The sequence below is a fragment of the Mycobacterium sp. NGS62 genome (assembly GCF_059812285.1).
The window spans coordinates 425,472-441,733 of the sequence record NZ_JCALCK010000004.1 but is presented as its reverse complement, the minus strand read 5'-3'; the positions used below and the strand labels follow the sequence as shown (position 1 = coordinate 441,733).

Annotated in this window: 17 protein-coding genes; 8 read left to right on the top strand and 9 right to left on the bottom strand. The window is 65.3% G+C overall.

Features of this window, described 5'->3' with window-relative positions; all coding sequences use genetic code 11:
• Positions 1 to 2 precede the first annotated feature (2 nt).
• Positions 3 to 1,061 (bottom strand): phosphodiester glycosidase family protein, encoded by a 1,059-nt coding sequence (locus AC5Y49_RS14155; protein ID WP_499888043.1) that lies wholly within the window; start codon positions 1,059 to 1,061, stop codon positions 3 to 5.
• A 192-nt stretch (positions 1,062 to 1,253) separates the two neighbouring features.
• Complete coding sequence (locus AC5Y49_RS14150; protein WP_499887911.1) at positions 1,254 to 2,615, bottom strand: YhgE/Pip domain-containing protein; 1,362 nt, start codon at positions 2,613 to 2,615, stop codon at positions 1,254 to 1,256.
• Between the two features lie 146 nt (positions 2,616 to 2,761).
• Between AC5Y49_RS14150 and AC5Y49_RS14145 the strand changes: the two genes are divergently transcribed.
• A complete protein-coding gene (locus tag AC5Y49_RS14145) occupies positions 2,762 to 3,064 on the top strand; it encodes a GlsB/YeaQ/YmgE family stress response membrane protein (protein ID WP_065014801.1) in 303 nt (100 codons plus the stop codon).
• Here the strand turns inward: AC5Y49_RS14145 and AC5Y49_RS14140 are convergent.
• From AC5Y49_RS14140 to AC5Y49_RS14125, 4 genes are all read right to left on the bottom strand, one after another.
• A complete protein-coding gene (locus AC5Y49_RS14140) occupies positions 3,061 to 3,786 on the bottom strand; it encodes a pirin family protein (RefSeq protein ID WP_499887910.1) in 726 nt (241 codons plus the stop codon). The two genes, AC5Y49_RS14145 and AC5Y49_RS14140, sit on opposite strands and share 4 nt — an antisense overlap.
• A gap of 28 nt (positions 3,787 to 3,814) precedes the next feature.
• Positions 3,815 to 4,939: an NDMA-dependent alcohol dehydrogenase gene (locus AC5Y49_RS14135; protein WP_499887908.1), complete on the bottom strand. Its 1,125-nt coding sequence runs from the start codon at positions 4,937 to 4,939 to the stop codon at positions 3,815 to 3,817.
• A 79-nt stretch (positions 4,940 to 5,018) separates the two neighbouring features.
• Positions 5,019 to 5,759: a glucose 1-dehydrogenase gene (locus AC5Y49_RS14130; protein ID WP_499887907.1), complete on the bottom strand. Its 741-nt coding sequence runs from the start codon at positions 5,757 to 5,759 to the stop codon at positions 5,019 to 5,021.
• A 6-nt stretch (positions 5,760 to 5,765) separates the two neighbouring features.
• Entirely contained in the window at positions 5,766 to 6,590 is an 825-nt protein-coding gene (locus AC5Y49_RS14125; RefSeq protein WP_499888041.1) for an IclR family transcriptional regulator, read from the bottom strand.
• Between the two features lie 104 nt (positions 6,591 to 6,694).
• Here AC5Y49_RS14125 and AC5Y49_RS14120 point away from each other — a divergent pair, with 104 nt between their 5' ends.
• Together AC5Y49_RS14120 and AC5Y49_RS14115 are read left to right on the top strand one after the other, a co-directional pair.
• Entirely contained in the window at positions 6,695 to 7,828 is a 1,134-nt protein-coding gene (locus AC5Y49_RS14120; protein ID WP_499887906.1) for an NAD(P)H-dependent amine dehydrogenase family protein, read from the top strand.
• A gap of 142 nt (positions 7,829 to 7,970) precedes the next feature.
• Positions 7,971 to 8,873, top strand: coding sequence for a type IV toxin-antitoxin system AbiEi family antitoxin (locus tag AC5Y49_RS14115; RefSeq protein ID WP_499887904.1), 903 nt, complete (start codon positions 7,971 to 7,973; stop codon positions 8,871 to 8,873).
• A 16-nt stretch (positions 8,874 to 8,889) separates the two neighbouring features.
• Here the strand turns inward: AC5Y49_RS14115 and AC5Y49_RS14110 are convergent, their stop codons facing one another.
• Positions 8,890 to 9,960 carry a sigma-70 family RNA polymerase sigma factor gene (locus tag AC5Y49_RS14110; RefSeq protein WP_499887902.1) on the bottom strand — a complete coding sequence of 357 codons (1,071 nt, stop codon included), beginning with the start codon at positions 9,958 to 9,960 and terminating at the stop codon, positions 8,890 to 8,892.
• Between AC5Y49_RS14110 and AC5Y49_RS14105 the strand changes: the two genes are divergently transcribed.
• From AC5Y49_RS14105 to AC5Y49_RS14090, 4 genes are all read left to right on the top strand, one after another.
• Positions 9,908 to 10,747 (top strand): alpha/beta hydrolase, encoded by an 840-nt coding sequence (locus tag AC5Y49_RS14105; protein WP_499887900.1) that lies wholly within the window; start codon positions 9,908 to 9,910, stop codon positions 10,745 to 10,747. The two genes, AC5Y49_RS14110 and AC5Y49_RS14105, sit on opposite strands and share 53 nt — an antisense overlap.
• A 43-nt stretch (positions 10,748 to 10,790) precedes the next feature.
• Positions 10,791 to 11,540 (top strand): DUF2786 domain-containing protein, encoded by a 750-nt coding sequence (locus tag AC5Y49_RS14100; RefSeq protein WP_499887898.1) that lies wholly within the window; start codon positions 10,791 to 10,793, stop codon positions 11,538 to 11,540.
• The gene (locus AC5Y49_RS14095; protein ID WP_499887896.1) at positions 11,537 to 12,049 is read left to right on the top strand and encodes a TIGR04338 family metallohydrolase; all 513 of its coding nucleotides are present in this window, start codon (positions 11,537 to 11,539) and stop codon (positions 12,047 to 12,049) included. Before AC5Y49_RS14100 ends, AC5Y49_RS14095 begins: the two co-directional genes overlap by 4 nt.
• Positions 12,050 to 12,131: 82 nt before the next feature.
• Entirely contained in the window at positions 12,132 to 14,192 is a 2,061-nt protein-coding gene (locus AC5Y49_RS14090) for a glycoside hydrolase family 3 C-terminal domain-containing protein (RefSeq protein ID WP_499888039.1), read from the top strand.
• A gap of 29 nt (positions 14,193 to 14,221) precedes the next feature.
• Here the strand turns inward: AC5Y49_RS14090 and mymT are convergent, their stop codons facing one another.
• Positions 14,222 to 14,368, bottom strand: a complete 147-nt coding sequence (gene mymT, locus AC5Y49_RS14085; protein WP_082969432.1) for a copper-binding metallothionein MymT — start codon at positions 14,366 to 14,368, stop codon at positions 14,222 to 14,224.
• A gap of 169 nt (positions 14,369 to 14,537) precedes the next feature.
• Here mymT and AC5Y49_RS14080 point away from each other — a divergent pair, with 169 nt between their 5' ends.
• Positions 14,538 to 15,197, top strand: a complete 660-nt coding sequence (locus AC5Y49_RS14080; protein ID WP_499887894.1) for an O-methyltransferase — start codon at positions 14,538 to 14,540, stop codon at positions 15,195 to 15,197.
• 3 nt (positions 15,198 to 15,200) lie between these two features.
• Here AC5Y49_RS14080 and AC5Y49_RS14075 read toward each other — a convergent pair whose 3' ends face one another.
• Positions 15,201 to 16,181: a nitronate monooxygenase gene (locus AC5Y49_RS14075; RefSeq protein WP_499887892.1), complete on the bottom strand. Its 981-nt coding sequence runs from the start codon at positions 16,179 to 16,181 to the stop codon at positions 15,201 to 15,203.
• Positions 16,182 to 16,262 lie beyond the last annotated feature (81 nt).

The window sequence follows — 16,262 nt, the reverse complement described above, 5'->3', positions numbered from 1 at the left end:
GCTTAATTGAACGCGAGCCAGCTGGGTAGTGCCCGTTCACGGGAGTCGCACAGTACCTGGCGGGTGTCGCAGGACCCTTTGGGAACCCCGGCGCCGGCCCACATGCCGCCGGTGTCGCGGCGCAGTACGATTGCCGACGATCCACCGCCGTCGAGCAAAACCGCAGTGTCGCTGTTCAATCCGCGGAACAGATCCTGGATGTTATCTGGTGTGTAGCTGCCGCCCTGGAACACATACATCTCGTCTTTGGGCTTGGAGTAGGCGATGGCCGTACGTGCCGCGCTCGGGCCATCGTCGTTGAGCTGGCCGGTGCTGCCGGGCGACAACAGACCCAGCCCGCTCACCGCGACGAACGGCTCGCCCTTGTCCACCAAGCCCTGTACGACCGGGGTGGCGGCGTCGTAGTCCCTGCCGTCCCGACCGCCTCTGGGCCATACCACGAATGGCGCACCGCGCGTCGGCATGATCATCGTTGCCAAGGCGCTCCAGTGCTCGTTGCCGCCCGAGAGGCCCTGTTTGCCGGCATAGGCCACCGTGCCGGTGACCGCTTGGTTGGCCCGGCCTTGGCCGCGGGTGTTGTCGACGTAGGCGCCCAGCGGCGAGCTGCAGCCCGTCGACCGCCACGACCCGCCCTTTTGGCCCCGCACGTCGAAGAAGTTGGCGTTGATGGCAATTGTCGGTTGGCCCAGCAGCTGCCAAGCCTGCAGCGGCGAGTAGATCTCGGAGGCCTGCATCAGCCCGTCGCCGGTACGCGCTCCGGGGGTACGTTCACACCGCGATTGCGCACCGCGGTGGCTGTCCACCAGCAAGTGCGGTGAAAGACGTTGCGAGGCAGCCTTGATGATCATCAAATGGCCGCCACTGGTGCCGTCGTACCAGCTGCCGCCGGCATTGAGCATCGGCGCGGGGTGGCCGGCGCCGAAGTTGTACACCAGGTAGGAACCCCGGGTCCCGGCGATGGCGCTGGCCAGCAAATCCCGCGCCTCGGCGCGGGCCACCGGTTGCCCCACACTGGTGGCCACGGCCACGCACAACATCGCCACGGCGCAGCAAGCTGCCATGCGCCGGAAGGTGACGGCGAGAGTCGACACGGGGGGACCTTTCGGCGCGGACGTCGATACAACAAGCACACCATTAACCACGCCTATAACAGAGTCAACTTGCGTAACGATCGGATGACGCTTTGGCCGCGCCGCAATGACGTTCCGCTGCTTGGACTTTCCGGCGAGTTGACCGCCCGGCCGGACTGAGCGCTACTCGGAAGCGGGCGTCGTTTCGTCGGCGCCGGACGCGGGCTCCTCCGTTGGTGTCGCGTCACCACGGTCCGGCGGTTGCCCGCTGGCCGATGGTTCGGCCGCAGCCGGAATCCGGTGGTAACCCCGACGGTCGTAGATCCGGGTGACGATGCCGCCAAGCAGCAGGCCGATCACCAATCCGATCGTCGTCAAGATCAGCGCATGAGTCAATCCGGCGTCGGCATGACCATCGAGGTATAGCAGTGCCCGCGCGCCGAGAAAGACTTGATGCATGGGCTCGAACTTGGCCAGCCAACCGAAGAACGGCGGCGCGGCCTCCAATGGAACGGTCGCCCCCGCTGACGGCAGTCCGAGGATGACGAACAGCAACATGCTGACCAGGAGGCCAACGGAACCCAGCACGGCGATCAGCGACGTCGACGTCACGCCGACCGCGACGATCGCGAACACCCCGTAAAGCCACAACGCGCGGCCGTGGGGGATGGGCATGCCCAACCCGTTGGCGATCATCATGTAGACGGCAGACGTCAACAGTGCCAACACCACCATCAACGCCCATTTGACCAGTAGCGTGCGGAACCGCGAGATGTTGACCTGCTCGGCGAACCGGTATACCGGCCCGAATTCGGCTGGCGCATAACCGAGCATCGAGTCCACCAGTGTGCTGACCACGATGCTGCCGGTGAATCCAGCCAGTAACAGCAATAGCGCGTAGTAGAACGCCGAGAGGCCGTTGCCCGTCCCGTTGGGAAGAGGTCTGTAAACCTCGCTTTGGATGTCGACCGGGTTGGCCAGCATCGCCGTAACGCCTGCGGCCATCGGCGCGTTGTTGGTCTGCAGCGCGACCTCTTCCGAAAGCCGTTCTCCCACCTTATGGTTGACAGCTATCGCAGCGCGGGAAAGCGTCTGCCCGGCGATGCTGGAGGCCAGCGTACCGGCTCGCGGGTTCGTTGAGACGACGATTCTCGGTCGGTCCGTGCGGCCCGGTACTGTCACGCTTCTCGCGAAGGCTTGCAGCTTCGAAGAGAAATTGGGCGGTATCCCCACTGCGCCGTAGAGCTTTGCGGTATCCAGTTCGTGCAACGCCTCTTTGCGGGTCAGGACTCGCACCTCGAATTTGTTCTTGTCCAGGCCGGCGATCAGACCTTTGACGACCTGTGCGCCCGTCGGACCGGCGTCCTCGTTGACGACGGCCACCGGAAAGTGCCGCAGGCTGGTCATCGGTGTGAGGATGCCGCCCAGGTACAAGGCGGCCAGTGCTGACAATACGGCCAATGTGACGACAATCGGCACCGCCCAGAACCGCACCGTCCGGGTCGCTTTCACGGTGGCCGCTGCGTGGTGCTGAGGTTGAGGCATACCCGCTCCTGTCGTCGGGCCTACCCTATGTCGGCGGAAGACGGCGGGTGGTGATTACGCCGCCACGTTAGGAGATCCGCAAAAGAGGGAACTCCCGGTTGACGATGGCGTCAGAGGACGCTTCGGCGGCAAACAGAGGAGCAGCAATGATTGGAACAATCGTCAGCGCCATTGTCATCGGATTGATCGTCGGCGCACTTGCGCGCCTGGTAATGCCGGGCCCGCAACACATCGGCATCATCATGACAATCCTGCTCGGCTTCGTCGGTTCGTTAGTCGGATCGTGGCTGACCTACAAGCTTGGATACACCAACGCAAACGGAGGGTGGGAAGTCATTCCCTTCTTGGTCGGCGTCGCTGTCGCGGTCCTGCTGATTGCCATCTACGTGGGCATCACCGGGCGCAGTGGCAGCCAGGTCGGCGGGCGCCGGATGGGGCTTCGGCGCTAGCCGCCCAACCCGGTACGCATCTCCCAGACCAGGATTTCTGACGGCTCACCGGCGGTTAGCCGGCGCCCGCCGGAATCGGTGAAGCGGACAGCGTCGCCGTCGACGACCTTGCCGAGGCCTTCGACGTCGACGCTGCCGCGCGCCGCGAACAGGTGCACATAGCGCGCCGACGGCAATTCGACTGCCTCACCGGGACGCAGCCGCGCGCCGTGTAGAGCCGCTGAACGGTTGCCGATGGTGATCGCGGCATCATGGCCAGGGATGCCGGAGGCGATGGTGACCAGCCGGCCGGCCAGCAATTGGTCGCCGACCTCGTCCTGCTGGTAGCCGGGGGCGGCGCCAGATTGGTCGGGCGTCACCCACATCTGAACGAAATGTACTGGCTCGCTATCAGAGTCGTTCTTCTCCGAATGCAGGATGCCGCTGCCGGCCGACATGCGCTGCGCCAGACCCGGGTACACCACTCCGGAATTGCCTGCCGAATCACGGTGGGCCAGTGCGCCGTCCAGCACCCAGGTGACGATCTCCATGTCACGGTGCGGGTGCATGTCAAAGCCCGAACCCGGTTCGACGATGTCGTCGTTGTTGACCAGCAGCACGCCGTGGTGGGTGTTGTCCGGGTCGTAGTGATCACCGAACGAGAACGAGTGCCGTGAGTTCAGCCAGGACGTCTTGGTGACGGCACGGTCCTGCGCACGTCTGATGTCGACGGTGGCAGGCACAGGCTCCACGGTACCCGCCCGTGAACCTTTACCAGTCGGCCTCGGTGTATTGGATGACACCGCGAATGTTCTTGCCGTCGAGCATGTCCTGGTAGCCGTCGTTAATGTCTTCGAGCCGGTAGGTGTTGGTGACCATCTCGTCGACCTTCAGCAGCCCGGACTTGTACAGCCCGACCAGCCGCGGCGTTTCGATGTGCGAATTGCCGCCGCCGAAGATGTTGCCTTTCAACGTTTTCTGCAACATCGTGAACAGGAACAAGTTGAGCTTGACGTCGACGTCGGTCATAGCGCCCATGCCGGTCACCACGCAGGTACCCGTTTTGGCGGTCAGAATCATCGCCTCTTCGATCATCTCCCCGCGCATCTCGCCGACGGCGATGATGGTCTTGTCGGCCATCAGGCCGTAGCTGAGGTCGATCATCGGGGCGATGGCTTCGGCCATGGACGGATAGACATGGGTGGCGCCGAACTTGATGGCCTGCTCACGTTTGAACTCCACCGGGTCGATCGCGATGACATGCTTGGCTCCGGAGAGCACCGCGCCCTGTAGCGCACTCATCCCGATGCCGCCCACACCGACGATCGCCACCGTCTCACCGGGCTGCACCTGCGCGACGTTGGTCGCGGATCCAAATCCGGTCGGCACCGCACAACCCAGGATCGCCGCCGACTCGAACGGCACGTCGGGGTCGATCTTGACCACGGAATCCTTGTGCACCGTCATGTAGGGGGCGAACGTGCCGAGCAGGTTCATCGGCGACACGTCATGAGTCCCGGCGCGCACCCGGGAAGTGCCGTCGGCGATCGCCTTGCCGCCCAACAACACCGCGCCGCGATCGCAGAGTGACCGGAAGCCCTTCAGGCAGGGCGGGCAGGCACCGCAGGCCGGGATGAACGCCAGGATGACGTGGTCGCCCTCTTCCAGTCCGGTGACTCCCTTGCCGACCTTGGTGACGACGCCGGCGCCTTCATGGCCGCCGAGAGCGGGTAGTCCGATCGGGGTGGCCCCGGTGGTCAGGTGGTAGTCGGAGTGGCACATGCCCGCGGCATGCATCCTGATCTGAACCTCGTCGTCGACGGGATCGCCGACCTCGATCTCGTCGACTGCGAATGGCGAGTTCAGCTCCCATAGCAGTGCGCCCTTGGTCTTCATCCGAGCGATCTTAGCCAACGAGCCAGAACACGTTACAGAACAGCCCCTGATTTATCGCCTGAGCTGCTCATATGGTGCCCTACATGGTCTTGTGTGGAACCCCGACCGTCAGGCCTCCGTCGATGGGAAACTCCGCACCGGTGGAGTACGACGACTCGTCTGAGGCCAGGTACACCACGCAGGCGGACACCTCGCCGGGTTCGGCTGCGCGACCCAACGGGATCTGCAGAAAGTCCTCGGGGATGCCCGCTGTCATCGGGGTGCGAATCATGCCCGGATGAATCGAGTTGACCCGGATATTGTGCGGCGCCAACTCCAGCGCCGCGGCCTTGGCCAGCCCGCGTACCCCGAACTTGGAGGCGACGTAGCCGTACAGACCGGGGCTGCCGCGCAGGCCCTCGACGGACGAGATGTTGATGATCGACCCACCGCCGGCCGCGATCATCGGTTCGACGGCGGCCTGCATGCCCAGGAATGTCCCGGTCAGGTTGATGTCGATGATCTTCTGCCAGTCGGCAAGCGGGAAGTTCTGCAGCGTGTTGCCGTTGACGATGCCGGCATTGTTGACAAGCACGTTCAGGATGCCGAACTCGCCCGTCGCCGCCTCCACCGCCGCCTTCCACTGGTCGGGCTGGGTGACGTCGAGGTGGACGAACCGGGCGGCGGCGCCCAGTTCCTCAGCCAGCGCCTTGCCCTCGTCGTCGAGAATGTCGCCGGCGACCACCCGCGCTCCTTCGGCAACCAATGCCCGCGCGTGCGCAGCGCCCATGCCGCGGGCGCCGCCACTGATCAGTGCGACTTTTCCGTCTACGCGTCCCATGGCGGGTCAGGCTACCCCGCCGCCCAGCAGCGTCTGTGCCTGCGTGAGTGCCGCGTCGAGTTCGCGCAGCGTCAACGCCTGCGAGCGGCCGAGGTGGATTTCGATTTGGTATTCCGGCTGTTTGTTGCTGTCGAAGATCGGTAGTACCACGAATTCTGTTGACGGCAAGTTGGTTTCGAGCTCGTTGGTCACCGAGTGCAGTGTCACCATTGTCATCAGCGTGCTGAGCTGGCGGGTTACTTGTGCCGTCGGCTCCAGCGAGGCCAGCACGGCGGTTAGCCGATCGTGCAGCGAGGCGTGGGCGTCGTCGAACCGCCATGCTCCGTAGCCGCGGTCGCGGATGTCGGCGAGGACTTGCCGGTGCGCGGCGATATCGGCGCGGCTGAGCCGGGGAGTGATGCGGCGCAGCCACCCGTCGACCGCATCGTCGTCGCGCCAGGCCATGGCGACCAGGCCAAAGGGCGGATCGATCGGGAACTGTTGGCCGACGGCATGTTCACTGTCGGTGCCGTGGCCCACCGCGTCGACGGTGGTCAGATGGGCCGCGCCGATTTTGGACATCGAGCACCCGGCGCCGAGTTCCTGGTGCAGAAGCGTCAGTGTTTCGCGGCCACGATCGAGCAGCGGAAACTGCGCGCGCAGGCCGTGCACGAGCCCGAATAGGCCACTACCCAACGCGTAGCGCCGGTCGTCACGCCGCGACACCCAGATTCGACGTTCGAGTTCGGCGAGCACCAGGGCGCACGTCGAGGTGCTGATGTCGCACATCTTGGCCAACTCGGCCGAGGTGCGACCTTGCTGTGAATCGGCCAGTGCGGCAAGGACATCCATGACCCGGCGAGTGGGTGGCGACTTGGCCATTGACGATGCCACGATCACCTCCTTACGATCTGGCCATGATCTTGGAATATGCATCCTAATAATAGGAGATTACATTGCTGAAGGTTGGCGTCTGGGGTCCGGGATCGATGGGGTTGATCGCCCTGCGCGGGGTGATTGACCATCCGCAGTTGCAACTGGTCGACTTGGTGGTCCACAGCGACGCGAAGGCCGGGCGCGATGCGGGGGAGTTGTGCGGAATCGACGCCGTCGGCGTGACCGCAACCCAAGACCCCGCTGCACTGCTCGCCGGTGATGCCGACGCAGTGGTCTACGCGGCGGCGGCCAACCTGCGCCCGGCCGACGCGATCGCAGACATGGCGTCGATTCTCCGGGCCGGCAAGAACGTGGTGTCCTGCTCGGTGGTTCCGCTGGTGTTCCCCGGCGCCGTCGACGCCGCGTTCACCGACCCGCTGCGCGAGGCCGCGCTGGCCGGCGGTGCGTCGTTCTTCACCACTGGGATCGACACCGGATTCGCGAACGACATTCTACCGCTGGCGCTTTCGGGCGTTTCACGGGTCATCGAAAGCGTGCGGGTGACCGAAATGTTCAACTACGCTACCTACCCGGACAAGGCGGCGGTCTACGAGATCCTCGGGTTCGGCAAGCCGGCGGAGTTCGCTGCATTCGCGGCGCAACCGGGAATGTTCACCTTCGGTTGGGGTCCGGTGCTGCACCAGCTCGCCGCCGGGCTGGGGGTGGAGATCGATCACATCGACGAGAACGTGGAGCGCGTCGCGGCCAGCGAGTCGTTCGACACTCCGACCGGCCACATCGCCGCCGGCACGATCGCCGCTATGCGCTCCACCCTGACCGGCTACGTCGACGGAAGACCGACGTTCGTGATCGACCACGTCACCCGCATGCGCGACGACATTGCGCCGCAGTGGCCGCAGCCGCACGTTTCGATCGAGCCAAGGGATCTCGGATATGGATTGGCATCCGGTCGGGGGCTGTATCGCGTGGAAATCGACGGATCGCCGAGCATGCGCTGTGAGTTCGAGATGGCTGATGACCATGATCACGACCTGGGGGCGCGGATCGCCGGCGCATCGCGAATGGTAAACGCCATTCCGGCGGTGTGTCAGGCGCAGCCGGGGCTGCTGTCGGCGTTGGATCTACCGCTGATCACCGGAGCCGGCGTGGTTCGCCCCGTCGTCGGCCCGCCAGCCGACAGCCGGCTGTTCTGACGACTAACGCGCCGAGTGGCCAGTTAAAGCACCCCAAAGGCGGGCGAGTTTCCGTGTCATAACTGGCCGATCGGCAACTGACCATCCACAACGAGCATGACTGCCGCACACCTGAGTTGCACATTGCTGACATGGTCGGCACATGGGAGACGACGATTGGCCGTTCATCGGCACCGAAGCGTTAGCCGACGGACGCGTCACTAGACGCGCACTAGCTGGCCGACACGAGGCCGTCTATCGCAATGTCTATATCCCGAACGGCCATGAGCTCACTGCTGTGACCCGCGGCGTCGCGGCGTGGTTGTGGTCAGGACGGACGAGCACGGTTGCCGGCGTAAGCGCCGCGGCACTGCATGGTTCTCGCTGGGTCGATTCTCGGTTACCCGCAGAGCTCTACAGACGCAACGGCAAGCGAGCTGACGGAGTCGTCATCCATCGCGACGAACTGTGCTGTGACGAGGTCAGCACGGTCGGCGGGATACCTACCACCACGCCGGCGCGAACGGCCTTCGATCTTGGCAGGCGGAACGGGTTGACAACTGCGGTCATTCGGCTGGATGCGCTGAGTAACGCCACCACGTTGGGAGCCGTCGAAGTTGAGGACTTAATCCAACGGCATCGGGGTGTACGGGGGCTGGTGCAACTACGTCAAGTTCTTCAGCTGATGGATGGGGGAGCCGAATCACCCCAGGAGACGCGCACTCGGCTACTGCTCGTGCGCGCGGGCTTGCCGAAACCCGAGACCCAGATAGCGGTGGCGGACCGTTTCGGATATCCATTCGCACGCATCGACATGGGGTATCGCGAATGGAAGGTCGGTATCGAGTTTGACGGGGCGCAGCATTGGACAGATCCTGTGCGTCGCACGGCCGACATCGACCGCTATGCCGAACTTGCTGCGCGTGGCTGGGTGATCATCCGCGTCAGCAGCGAGCTCCTGCGCTACCGGCCCGGAGTCGTAGTCGCCCGAGTATGTGCCGCGCTTCATCAAGCAGGCGCCGAGTGGCCGGTTATTGCACGATTTTCAGCCAAACGTGTGTCATAACTGGCCGCTCAGCCGGTCAAAGGCGGGCAGGCAGGCCGAATTTCGCGAACAGTGAGGTGTCGAGGAAAGCGACGACATGGCTGACGCCGCTGTCGGTGACGTCGAGCACCTGCAGTTGGAACGGGAGATGTCTGTCGCCGTCGCGCATGTACATCGCCGCGGCGGGCTGGCCGTTGGCGACCAACGGGAGCAGGCGCATATCACCGGCCGCTTGCGCAGGGCACTGTTGGCGGATGAGGGCGGCGATCGCGGCGGGACCCTGATACCAGCTGACGAACGGGGGCATCTCCCAAACCGCCTCGGCGGTGAACAACTCCACCAGCCGGTCGACGTAGTAGTCCTCGAACGCTGCGATGTAGCGGGCCAACCGATCCTGCGTCTCCGCCGAATCCGGCGCAGCCAGGCGGTCATCGGCGCTGGGCCCGGCCGCGTCCAACTGGGCGCGAGCCCGTTGCAGGAGGCTGTTGACGGCGGCGGTGCTCGCCCCGATCGCGTCGGCCACCTCGGCGGCCTTCCACTGCAGCACGTCGCGCAGCACCAATACCGCCCGCTGCCGCGGCGACAGGTGTTGCAGTGCTGCGACGAACGCCAGCCGCACCGATTCACGCGAGCCGACAATCACCGCGGGGTCAGCCGGATCGTTAGACGTATCAGGCAGCGGCTCCAGCCACGGCACCTCGGTGCGTTCCACCAACTCGGCAGTCGGATCGGAGCTGGGCGTCCCCAGTCCGCTCGGCAACGGTCGGCGCGCCCGACCCTCGAGCGCAGTCAGGCAGGTGTTGGTGGCAATGCGGTGCAGCCACGTCCGTACTGACGACTTGCCCTCGAAACGGTCGAAGGCCTTCCAGGCCCGCAGATAGGTTTCCTGGACCAGGTCTTCGGCGTCGTGCAGCGAACCTGTCATGCGGTAGCAATGCGCAAGCAGTTCACGACGGTAGGGTTCGGCGCGGGTGGAGAAATCGCCGCCTTCGAGGCTTTCTGCGAGGAGGCTCACCCGAGTGAGCCTACGCAGAACGTGTGACATGCTGCCGTTGATGACTACGACCCGTACCGAACGAAACTTCGACGGCGTCGGCGGCGTACGCATCGTCTACGACGTCTGGACCCCCGACACCACGCCACGCGCGGTTGTCGTCCTCTCCCACGGCTTGGGTGAACATGCCCGCCGCTACGACCACGTTGCGCAGCGGTTCGGTGCAGCCGGCCTCGTGACCTATGCGCTCGATCACCGTGGGCACGGCCGTTCGGGCGGCAAGCGGGTGCTGGTCAAGGACATCTCCGAGTACACCGGCGACTTCGACACCCTTGTCGGCATTGCCGCCAAGGAGTACCCGGGATGTCAATGCATCGTGCTGGGCCACAGCATGGGCGGCGGCATCGTGTTCGCCTACGGCGTCGAACGCCCGGACAACTACGACTTGATGGTGCTGTCCGGACCTGCCGTCGCAGCGCAATCCGCCGTGCCGAAGCTGCTGGCGCTGACGGCCAAGACCCTCGGCGCCATCGCTCCGGGTCTGCCGGTGCAAGAGCTCGACGCCAACGCGATATCCCGCGACCCGGCGGTGGTCGACGCTTACAACACCGACCCGTTGGTGCACCACGGCAAGGTGCCCGCCGGCATCGCCCGCGCGCTGCTGCTGGTTGGCGAGACGATGCCGCGTCGGGCGCCGGCGCTGACCGCGCCGCTGCTGGTCGTACACGGTTCGGAAGATCGGCTGATCACCGTCGAGGGCAGCCACCGGCTGGTCCAGGCGGTGGGCAGTCCCGACGTCGAGCTGAAGGTCTATCCCGGGCTGTACCACGAGGTATTCAACGAGCCCGAGCGCGATCAGGTGCTCGACGACGTGGTGTCCTGGATCGACGCGCGGCTGTGAATAGCCGGAAGGCGATGTCGTCCCCGTCTACTAGCTTGGCGGTATGAGCGACGACAAGATGCTGACGCGGATCGCCGCGCTGTTGCGCCAAGCCGAAGGCACCGACAACGTCCATGAGGCCGAGGCGTTCATGGCGGCCGCGCAACGGCTGGCCACTGCGACATCCATCGACTTGGCGGTAGCCCGATCACACGCCGCCAAGCGCACGCCCGCGCAGACGCCGGTCCAGCGCACCATCAGCATCGGCGACGCCGGCACCAAGGGTTTGCGTACCTATGTGCAGCTGTTCGTGGTGATCGCCCACGCCAACGACGTGCGCTGCGATGTGGCGTCCAATTCGACGTTCGTCTATGCCTATGGGTTCGCCGAGGACATCGACACCACCCATGCGCTGTACGCGAGCCTGGTGGTCCAAATGGTGCGCGCCTCGGATGCCTACATCGCTACCGGCGCGCACCGGCCCACCCCGACGATCACCGCGCGGCTCAATTTTCAGCTGGCCTTCGGGTCCCGGATAGGTCAGCGATTGACCGAGACCCGCGAGCAGACTCAGCGTGAAGCCAAGAAGGACCGCGGTCGTGCCCCGGGTACCGCTATTGCGCTGCGCAACAAAGAAATCGAGCTACGTGACTATTACCGCGGTACGTCCAAAGCGCGCGGTACCTGGCAGGCCAGCCGGGCATCGGCGGGCTACTCGTCGGCAGCGCGACGGGCGGGCGATCGGGCCGGTAAGCGGGCGCGGCTGGGCAACAGCGCGGAGCTGTCGGGGGCGCACACCGCGCTGGGTCGGTGAGCAGCGAAGACTCTACTCCCCGCGACGCACAGCGCTCGAAGGTCTATGCCGCTGAGGAATTCGTTCGGACGCTGTTCGAACGCGCCGCTGAACACGGGTCCGGCGACGTCGAATTCTTTGGCGGGCGGGTGACGCTTCCGCCGGAAGCGCGCTTTGCCTCAGTAGCGGCGGTGCAGCGCTACGTCGACGACGTGCTGGCGCTGCCGACGGTGCGGCAGCGGTGGCCGCATATCCTGCCGCTGCGGGTGCGTTCTCGGCGAGCGGCCACCGCGGCGCACTACGAAAGCCATGGTGGGGCAGGCGTTATCGCGGTGCCAGATCGCGACACCGCGGACTGGGCGATGCGTGAACTGGTGGTCCTGCACGAAATCACGCATCATCTGTGCGACGCGCAGCCGCCGCACGGACCTCAGTTCGTCGCGACCATGTGCACACTGGCCGAGCTGGTGATGGGTCCGGAGCTCGGATACCTGTTGCGGGTGGTGTACGCCAAAGAGGGCGTCAGGTAGGGCTACCGTTGAACGGGTGAGCGAAGTAGGCGCGGTGCTCCCCACCGACGCCGACATTCGTGCCCGCGAGGTCGAGGCGCAGATGACCGACGACGAGCGGTTTTCGCTGCTGCGCAGTGTGATGGGCGCCAACGAATTGTTGCCGGTGCGCGATGAGCGCATTCCGCCCGACGTCCCGATGAGTGCCGGTTATGTGCCCGGCGTCCCGCGCCTCGGTGTGCCGGCACTGCTGATGAGTGACGCCAGTCTGGGAATCACCAACCCCGGCTTCCGGCCGGGAGATACTGCCACCGCGCTGCCCGCCGGTCTGGCGCTGGCCGCCGGCTTTGATCCGGGGCTGGCCCGTGGCGCTGGAGAGGCGATCGGATCTGAGGCCCGCAGCCGGGGCTTCAACGTGCTACTGGCCGGTGGTATCAATCTCGCCCGCGACTCGCGTAATGGCCGAAACTTCGAGTACCTCTCCGAGGACCCGCTTTTGAGTGCCACAATCGCGGCCGCATCGATCGAGGGCATCCAGCGGCAAGGCGTCATATCCACGATCAAGCACTACTCGCTGAACTGCAACGAAACCAACCGGCACTGGCTGAATGCCGTTATCGAACCGTCTGCCCACCGCGAATCGGACCTGCTGGCGTTCGAAATCGCCATCGAGCGCGCGCAACCCGGCGCGGTGATGACTGCCTACAACAAAGTCAACGGCGACTACGCAGGCGGCAACGACATCTTGATCAATGATGTGCTGAAAATTGCTTGGGGATACCGCGGTTGGGTGATGTCCGACTGGGGCGCGACACGAAGCTGGGAATTCGCGCTCAACGGCCTCGATCAGGAATCCGGAGCGCAGATCGACACATTGTTCTGGCAGGCAGAGGCGTTCGGTGACCAGCTCAAAGCCGCCTATGCCGCAGGCAAACTATCCAAAGAGCGCCTGTCAGACATGACGCGCCGGATCCTGCGGTCCATTTTCGCTGTCGGTGCCGATCGATGGGACGCCGCGCCCGCGCCGGATATGCATGCCCACCACGGCATCGCGTTACAGGTTGCTCGGCAGGGCATCGTCTTGTTGAAAAACGATGGGGTGCTGCCGCTTTCACCCGATGCCAGCATCGCCGCGGTCGGCGGATGCGCGCAACTGGGTGTAGTGGCCGGTTGCGGGTCGAGCACCGTGGTTCCGCCCGGCGGCTATGCTCAAGTGATCCCGCTCGGCTGGCCTGGGGGTCTACGCAACCTCTATGTATTGCCGTCGTCACCGGTAACCGAGCTGCGGACCCATCTCCCGGGCGCGCGGGTGGAGTTTGATCCCGGTATCAGCCCGGCGGAGGCGGCGTTGGCGGCACGACGCGCAGATGTCGCGATCGTGTTCGCTGTCCGCGTGGAAGGGGAAGGCCTCGACAGCGTCGACATGTCGCTGCCCTGGGGTCAAGACGCGGTGATCGCCGCTGTCGCTGAAGCCAACCCGAATACGGTGGTGGTGCTGCAGACCGGTAATCCGGTCGAGATGCCCTGGCGCGGCGCGGTCAGGGCGATTGTGCAGACCTGGTACCCAGGGCAGGCCGGCGGTCAGGCGATCGCGGAAATCCTTGCCGGGCATGTCAATCCGTCGGGCCGATTGCCGATCACCTTTCCCGTCGACCTGGGCCAGACTCCGCGGCCCGAGTTACCGGGGCTAGGCGAACTGTGGGGGACTCCAACGACGATCGACTACACCGAAGGTGCCGAGGTCGGCTATCGGTGGTTCGCCAAGCAGGGCCGCGCCCCGCTGTTCGCGTTCGGGCACGGCCTGTCCTACACGACCTTCGAGTACCGCGATCTACAGGTACACGGCGGCGCCACCGTCATCGCACGCTTCACCGTGGCGAATACCGGCAACCGCCGCGGCGCCGACGTGCCACAGCTATATCTGACAGCGGCCCCGGCGGGAGCACGCATGCGATTGCTCGGTTTCGAGCGGGTTGAACTCGAGCCGGCCGAAACTCGCCTGGTCACCATCGAGGCGGACCCGCGGCTACTGGCCCGCTATGACGGGGATGCCGGCAGCTGGCGAATCGATGAGGGCTTGTATGCGGTGGCAATCGGCGCGTCGGCAAGCGCATTGAAACTGACCGCGGAAACCGAGCTAGCCGGCCGCCACTTCGGGCGATGACCGGCTAGCCCGGACCGCGAATTCCGTATCTAGCTGACAGCGACCAGTTCGTCGCCGCAGGTGCAACGGTACGGTTCGCCCGCACCGGCGCAATGGCATGCGACCTCGATACGAACACGGCACCCGCAGCCCTCGTGGCCACAGGTGAGAACAGTGCCTGCCTCGTTGCTGCCCATGTGTTTCACCCTTATCTGTGTCGGGGACCCCAGTTGCTCGGCGGGATCCGGGTACTTCCGAGTGCCTGTCCTGCCGCGGACAACCACCCGCTCAACATATACCCCATACGGGTATGCCGTAAAGGCCTGCGACGGAACTTTGTGGCGCCGATCCGCTAGCGTGGACCGCATGACCCCGCAGCCGAATCCCAAGGACGTGGACGCATTTCTGGACACCACCGTCGTCGGCGACGATCCGGAATTGACCGCGGTGCTCGACGCCAGTGCGGCGGCTGGGTTGCCGCAGATCGCTGTTTCGGCTCAACAAGGCAAGTTTCTTTACCTGCTGGCCGGCGCGATCCGGGCGCGGCGAATCCTGGAGATCGGCACGCTGGGTGGTTACAGCACGGTCTGGTTGGCCCGCGCAGCCGGTCCGGACGGGCAGGTGGTGACGCTGGAATATGAACCCAAGCACGCCGAGGTGGCGCGAGCGAACATGTCTCGCGCGGGCGTCGATGACCGAGTAGAGGTAGTGGTCGGCCCCGCGTTGGAGACATTGCCGACGCTGACCGGCGGCCCGTTTGACTTGGTATTCATCGACGCCGACAAAGAAAACAACCTGGGCTACCTGGATTGGGCGGTTCGGCTGGCCAGGCCGGGGTCAGTCATCCTGGTGGACAACGTGATTCGTGAAGGGCACATCTTGGCGCCCGCACCCGATGATCATCTGATGGAGGTGGTGCGCCAGACGCTGCAGGTGATGGGTGAGCATCCGCGCCTGGATACCGCCGTGATCCAAACGGTCGGCGCCAAAGAATGGGACGGCTTCGCGATGGCCTTGGTCAAGTGACCGTCAGGGCGTCAGAGCCTCGACCGCCTGCTGAGCCGACGTGATCGTGCTGATCCGCAACGCGGTCTCGCCGGCGTAGAGGGCGCAAGAGTCCACCGCCGAATCCGGCATGCCCGCCAGCGGCGCCAATGGTGTGAACACCGGCAGCGCAGCAGATTGCAGGCGGGTGAGCTTGCCGGGGTCGAGATTGGCGAGCACGGACAGCCACCGGCTGCTGGCGCTGATGGCACTGGGCAATGCCTTCGCGGACCCGTCGCCGCGGCACCAGCGACGGGTGGCCGCGTTCGGAACAACTCGGTGCCGTAACGGCCAACTCACGCTGAATAGCGTGGTTTCCACCGTCTTCTCGGCGTTGATGACGCGCCGCTGGTATTCGGGATGTGCGCCGGCTTCTTTGGTCAACAGGAACTTCGTGCCGGCGATGACGCCGACGGCTCCGTTGTCGAGCGCCGCGCGGGTGTCGGCGGCGGTGGCGATGCCGCCGGCTGAGAACACCGGACGGCCGCCGGCTGCCGCCAACGCCTGGGGTAGGAACTCGAGCGCCGGTACGGTTCCCACCAGATGGCCGCCGGCTTCGCGGCCCTGTGCGATCAAACCGTCAGTGCCCCAGCTGATTGCCTCGCGGGCCTGGGTGTCGGTGCCGACCATCACGAAGACGAAGATCCCGGCGTCGCGCAGGCGCTCGACAATGTCACCATCACCGCCGAATGCCACCACCGCAACGTCGACCCGGTTGTCGATGCAGACGTCGACGTGACCGCGCCGCACGAAGGGCATGAGCAGGTTGACCGCGACGGCGCGGCCAGGCGCCTCAGCCCGCACTTGGTCGATCGCCGCTCGCAGTTGGGCGGGGGGCGCCAGCCCCAGCGTGCCTAGGCCGCCGGCGCTGGCGACGGCACCGGCCAGGCGTGCCCCGGCCAGTCCGCCGCCCATGCCGGCTTGGCCGATCGGGACGTCGAGTCGCAGTCGATCCGCGATGTCCATGGCTCACCTTTCCTGTTCGGCGCGAGCGTGCGCAGTCCCGGCCCAGTGCCCGGCGTGTCGGCCGGGGACACGCACGCTCGC

Coding starts and splice junctions, on each gene's coding strand:
- AC5Y49_RS14155 (WP_499888043.1), bottom strand. CDS start 1,061: ATGGCAGCTTGCTGCGCCGTGGCGATGTTGTGCGTGGCCGTGGCCACC.
- AC5Y49_RS14150 (WP_499887911.1), bottom strand. CDS start 2,615: ATGCCTCAACCTCAGCACCACGCAGCGGCCACCGTGAAAGCGACCCGG.
- AC5Y49_RS14145 (WP_065014801.1), top strand. CDS start 2,762: ATGATTGGAACAATCGTCAGCGCCATTGTCATCGGATTGATCGTCGGC.
- AC5Y49_RS14135 (WP_499887908.1), bottom strand. CDS start 4,939: ATGAAGACCAAGGGCGCACTGCTATGGGAGCTGAACTCGCCATTCGCA.
- AC5Y49_RS14130 (WP_499887907.1), bottom strand. CDS start 5,759: ATGGGACGCGTAGACGGAAAAGTCGCACTGATCAGTGGCGGCGCCCGC.
- AC5Y49_RS14125 (WP_499888041.1), bottom strand. CDS start 6,590: ATGGATGTCCTTGCCGCACTGGCCGATTCACAGCAAGGTCGCACCTCG.
- AC5Y49_RS14115 (WP_499887904.1), top strand. CDS start 7,971: ATGGGAGACGACGATTGGCCGTTCATCGGCACCGAAGCGTTAGCCGAC.
- AC5Y49_RS14105 (WP_499887900.1), top strand. CDS start 9,908: ATGACTACGACCCGTACCGAACGAAACTTCGACGGCGTCGGCGGCGTA.
- AC5Y49_RS14110 (WP_499887902.1), bottom strand. CDS start 9,960: ATGCGTACGCCGCCGACGCCGTCGAAGTTTCGTTCGGTACGGGTCGTA.
- AC5Y49_RS14100 (WP_499887898.1), top strand. CDS start 10,791: ATGAGCGACGACAAGATGCTGACGCGGATCGCCGCGCTGTTGCGCCAA.
- AC5Y49_RS14090 (WP_499888039.1), top strand. CDS start 12,132: ATGACCGACGACGAGCGGTTTTCGCTGCTGCGCAGTGTGATGGGCGCC.
- mymT (WP_082969432.1), bottom strand. CDS start 14,368: ATGGGCAGCAACGAGGCAGGCACTGTTCTCACCTGTGGCCACGAGGGC.
- AC5Y49_RS14080 (WP_499887894.1), top strand. CDS start 14,538: ATGACCCCGCAGCCGAATCCCAAGGACGTGGACGCATTTCTGGACACC.
- AC5Y49_RS14075 (WP_499887892.1), bottom strand. CDS start 16,181: ATGGACATCGCGGATCGACTGCGACTCGACGTCCCGATCGGCCAAGCC.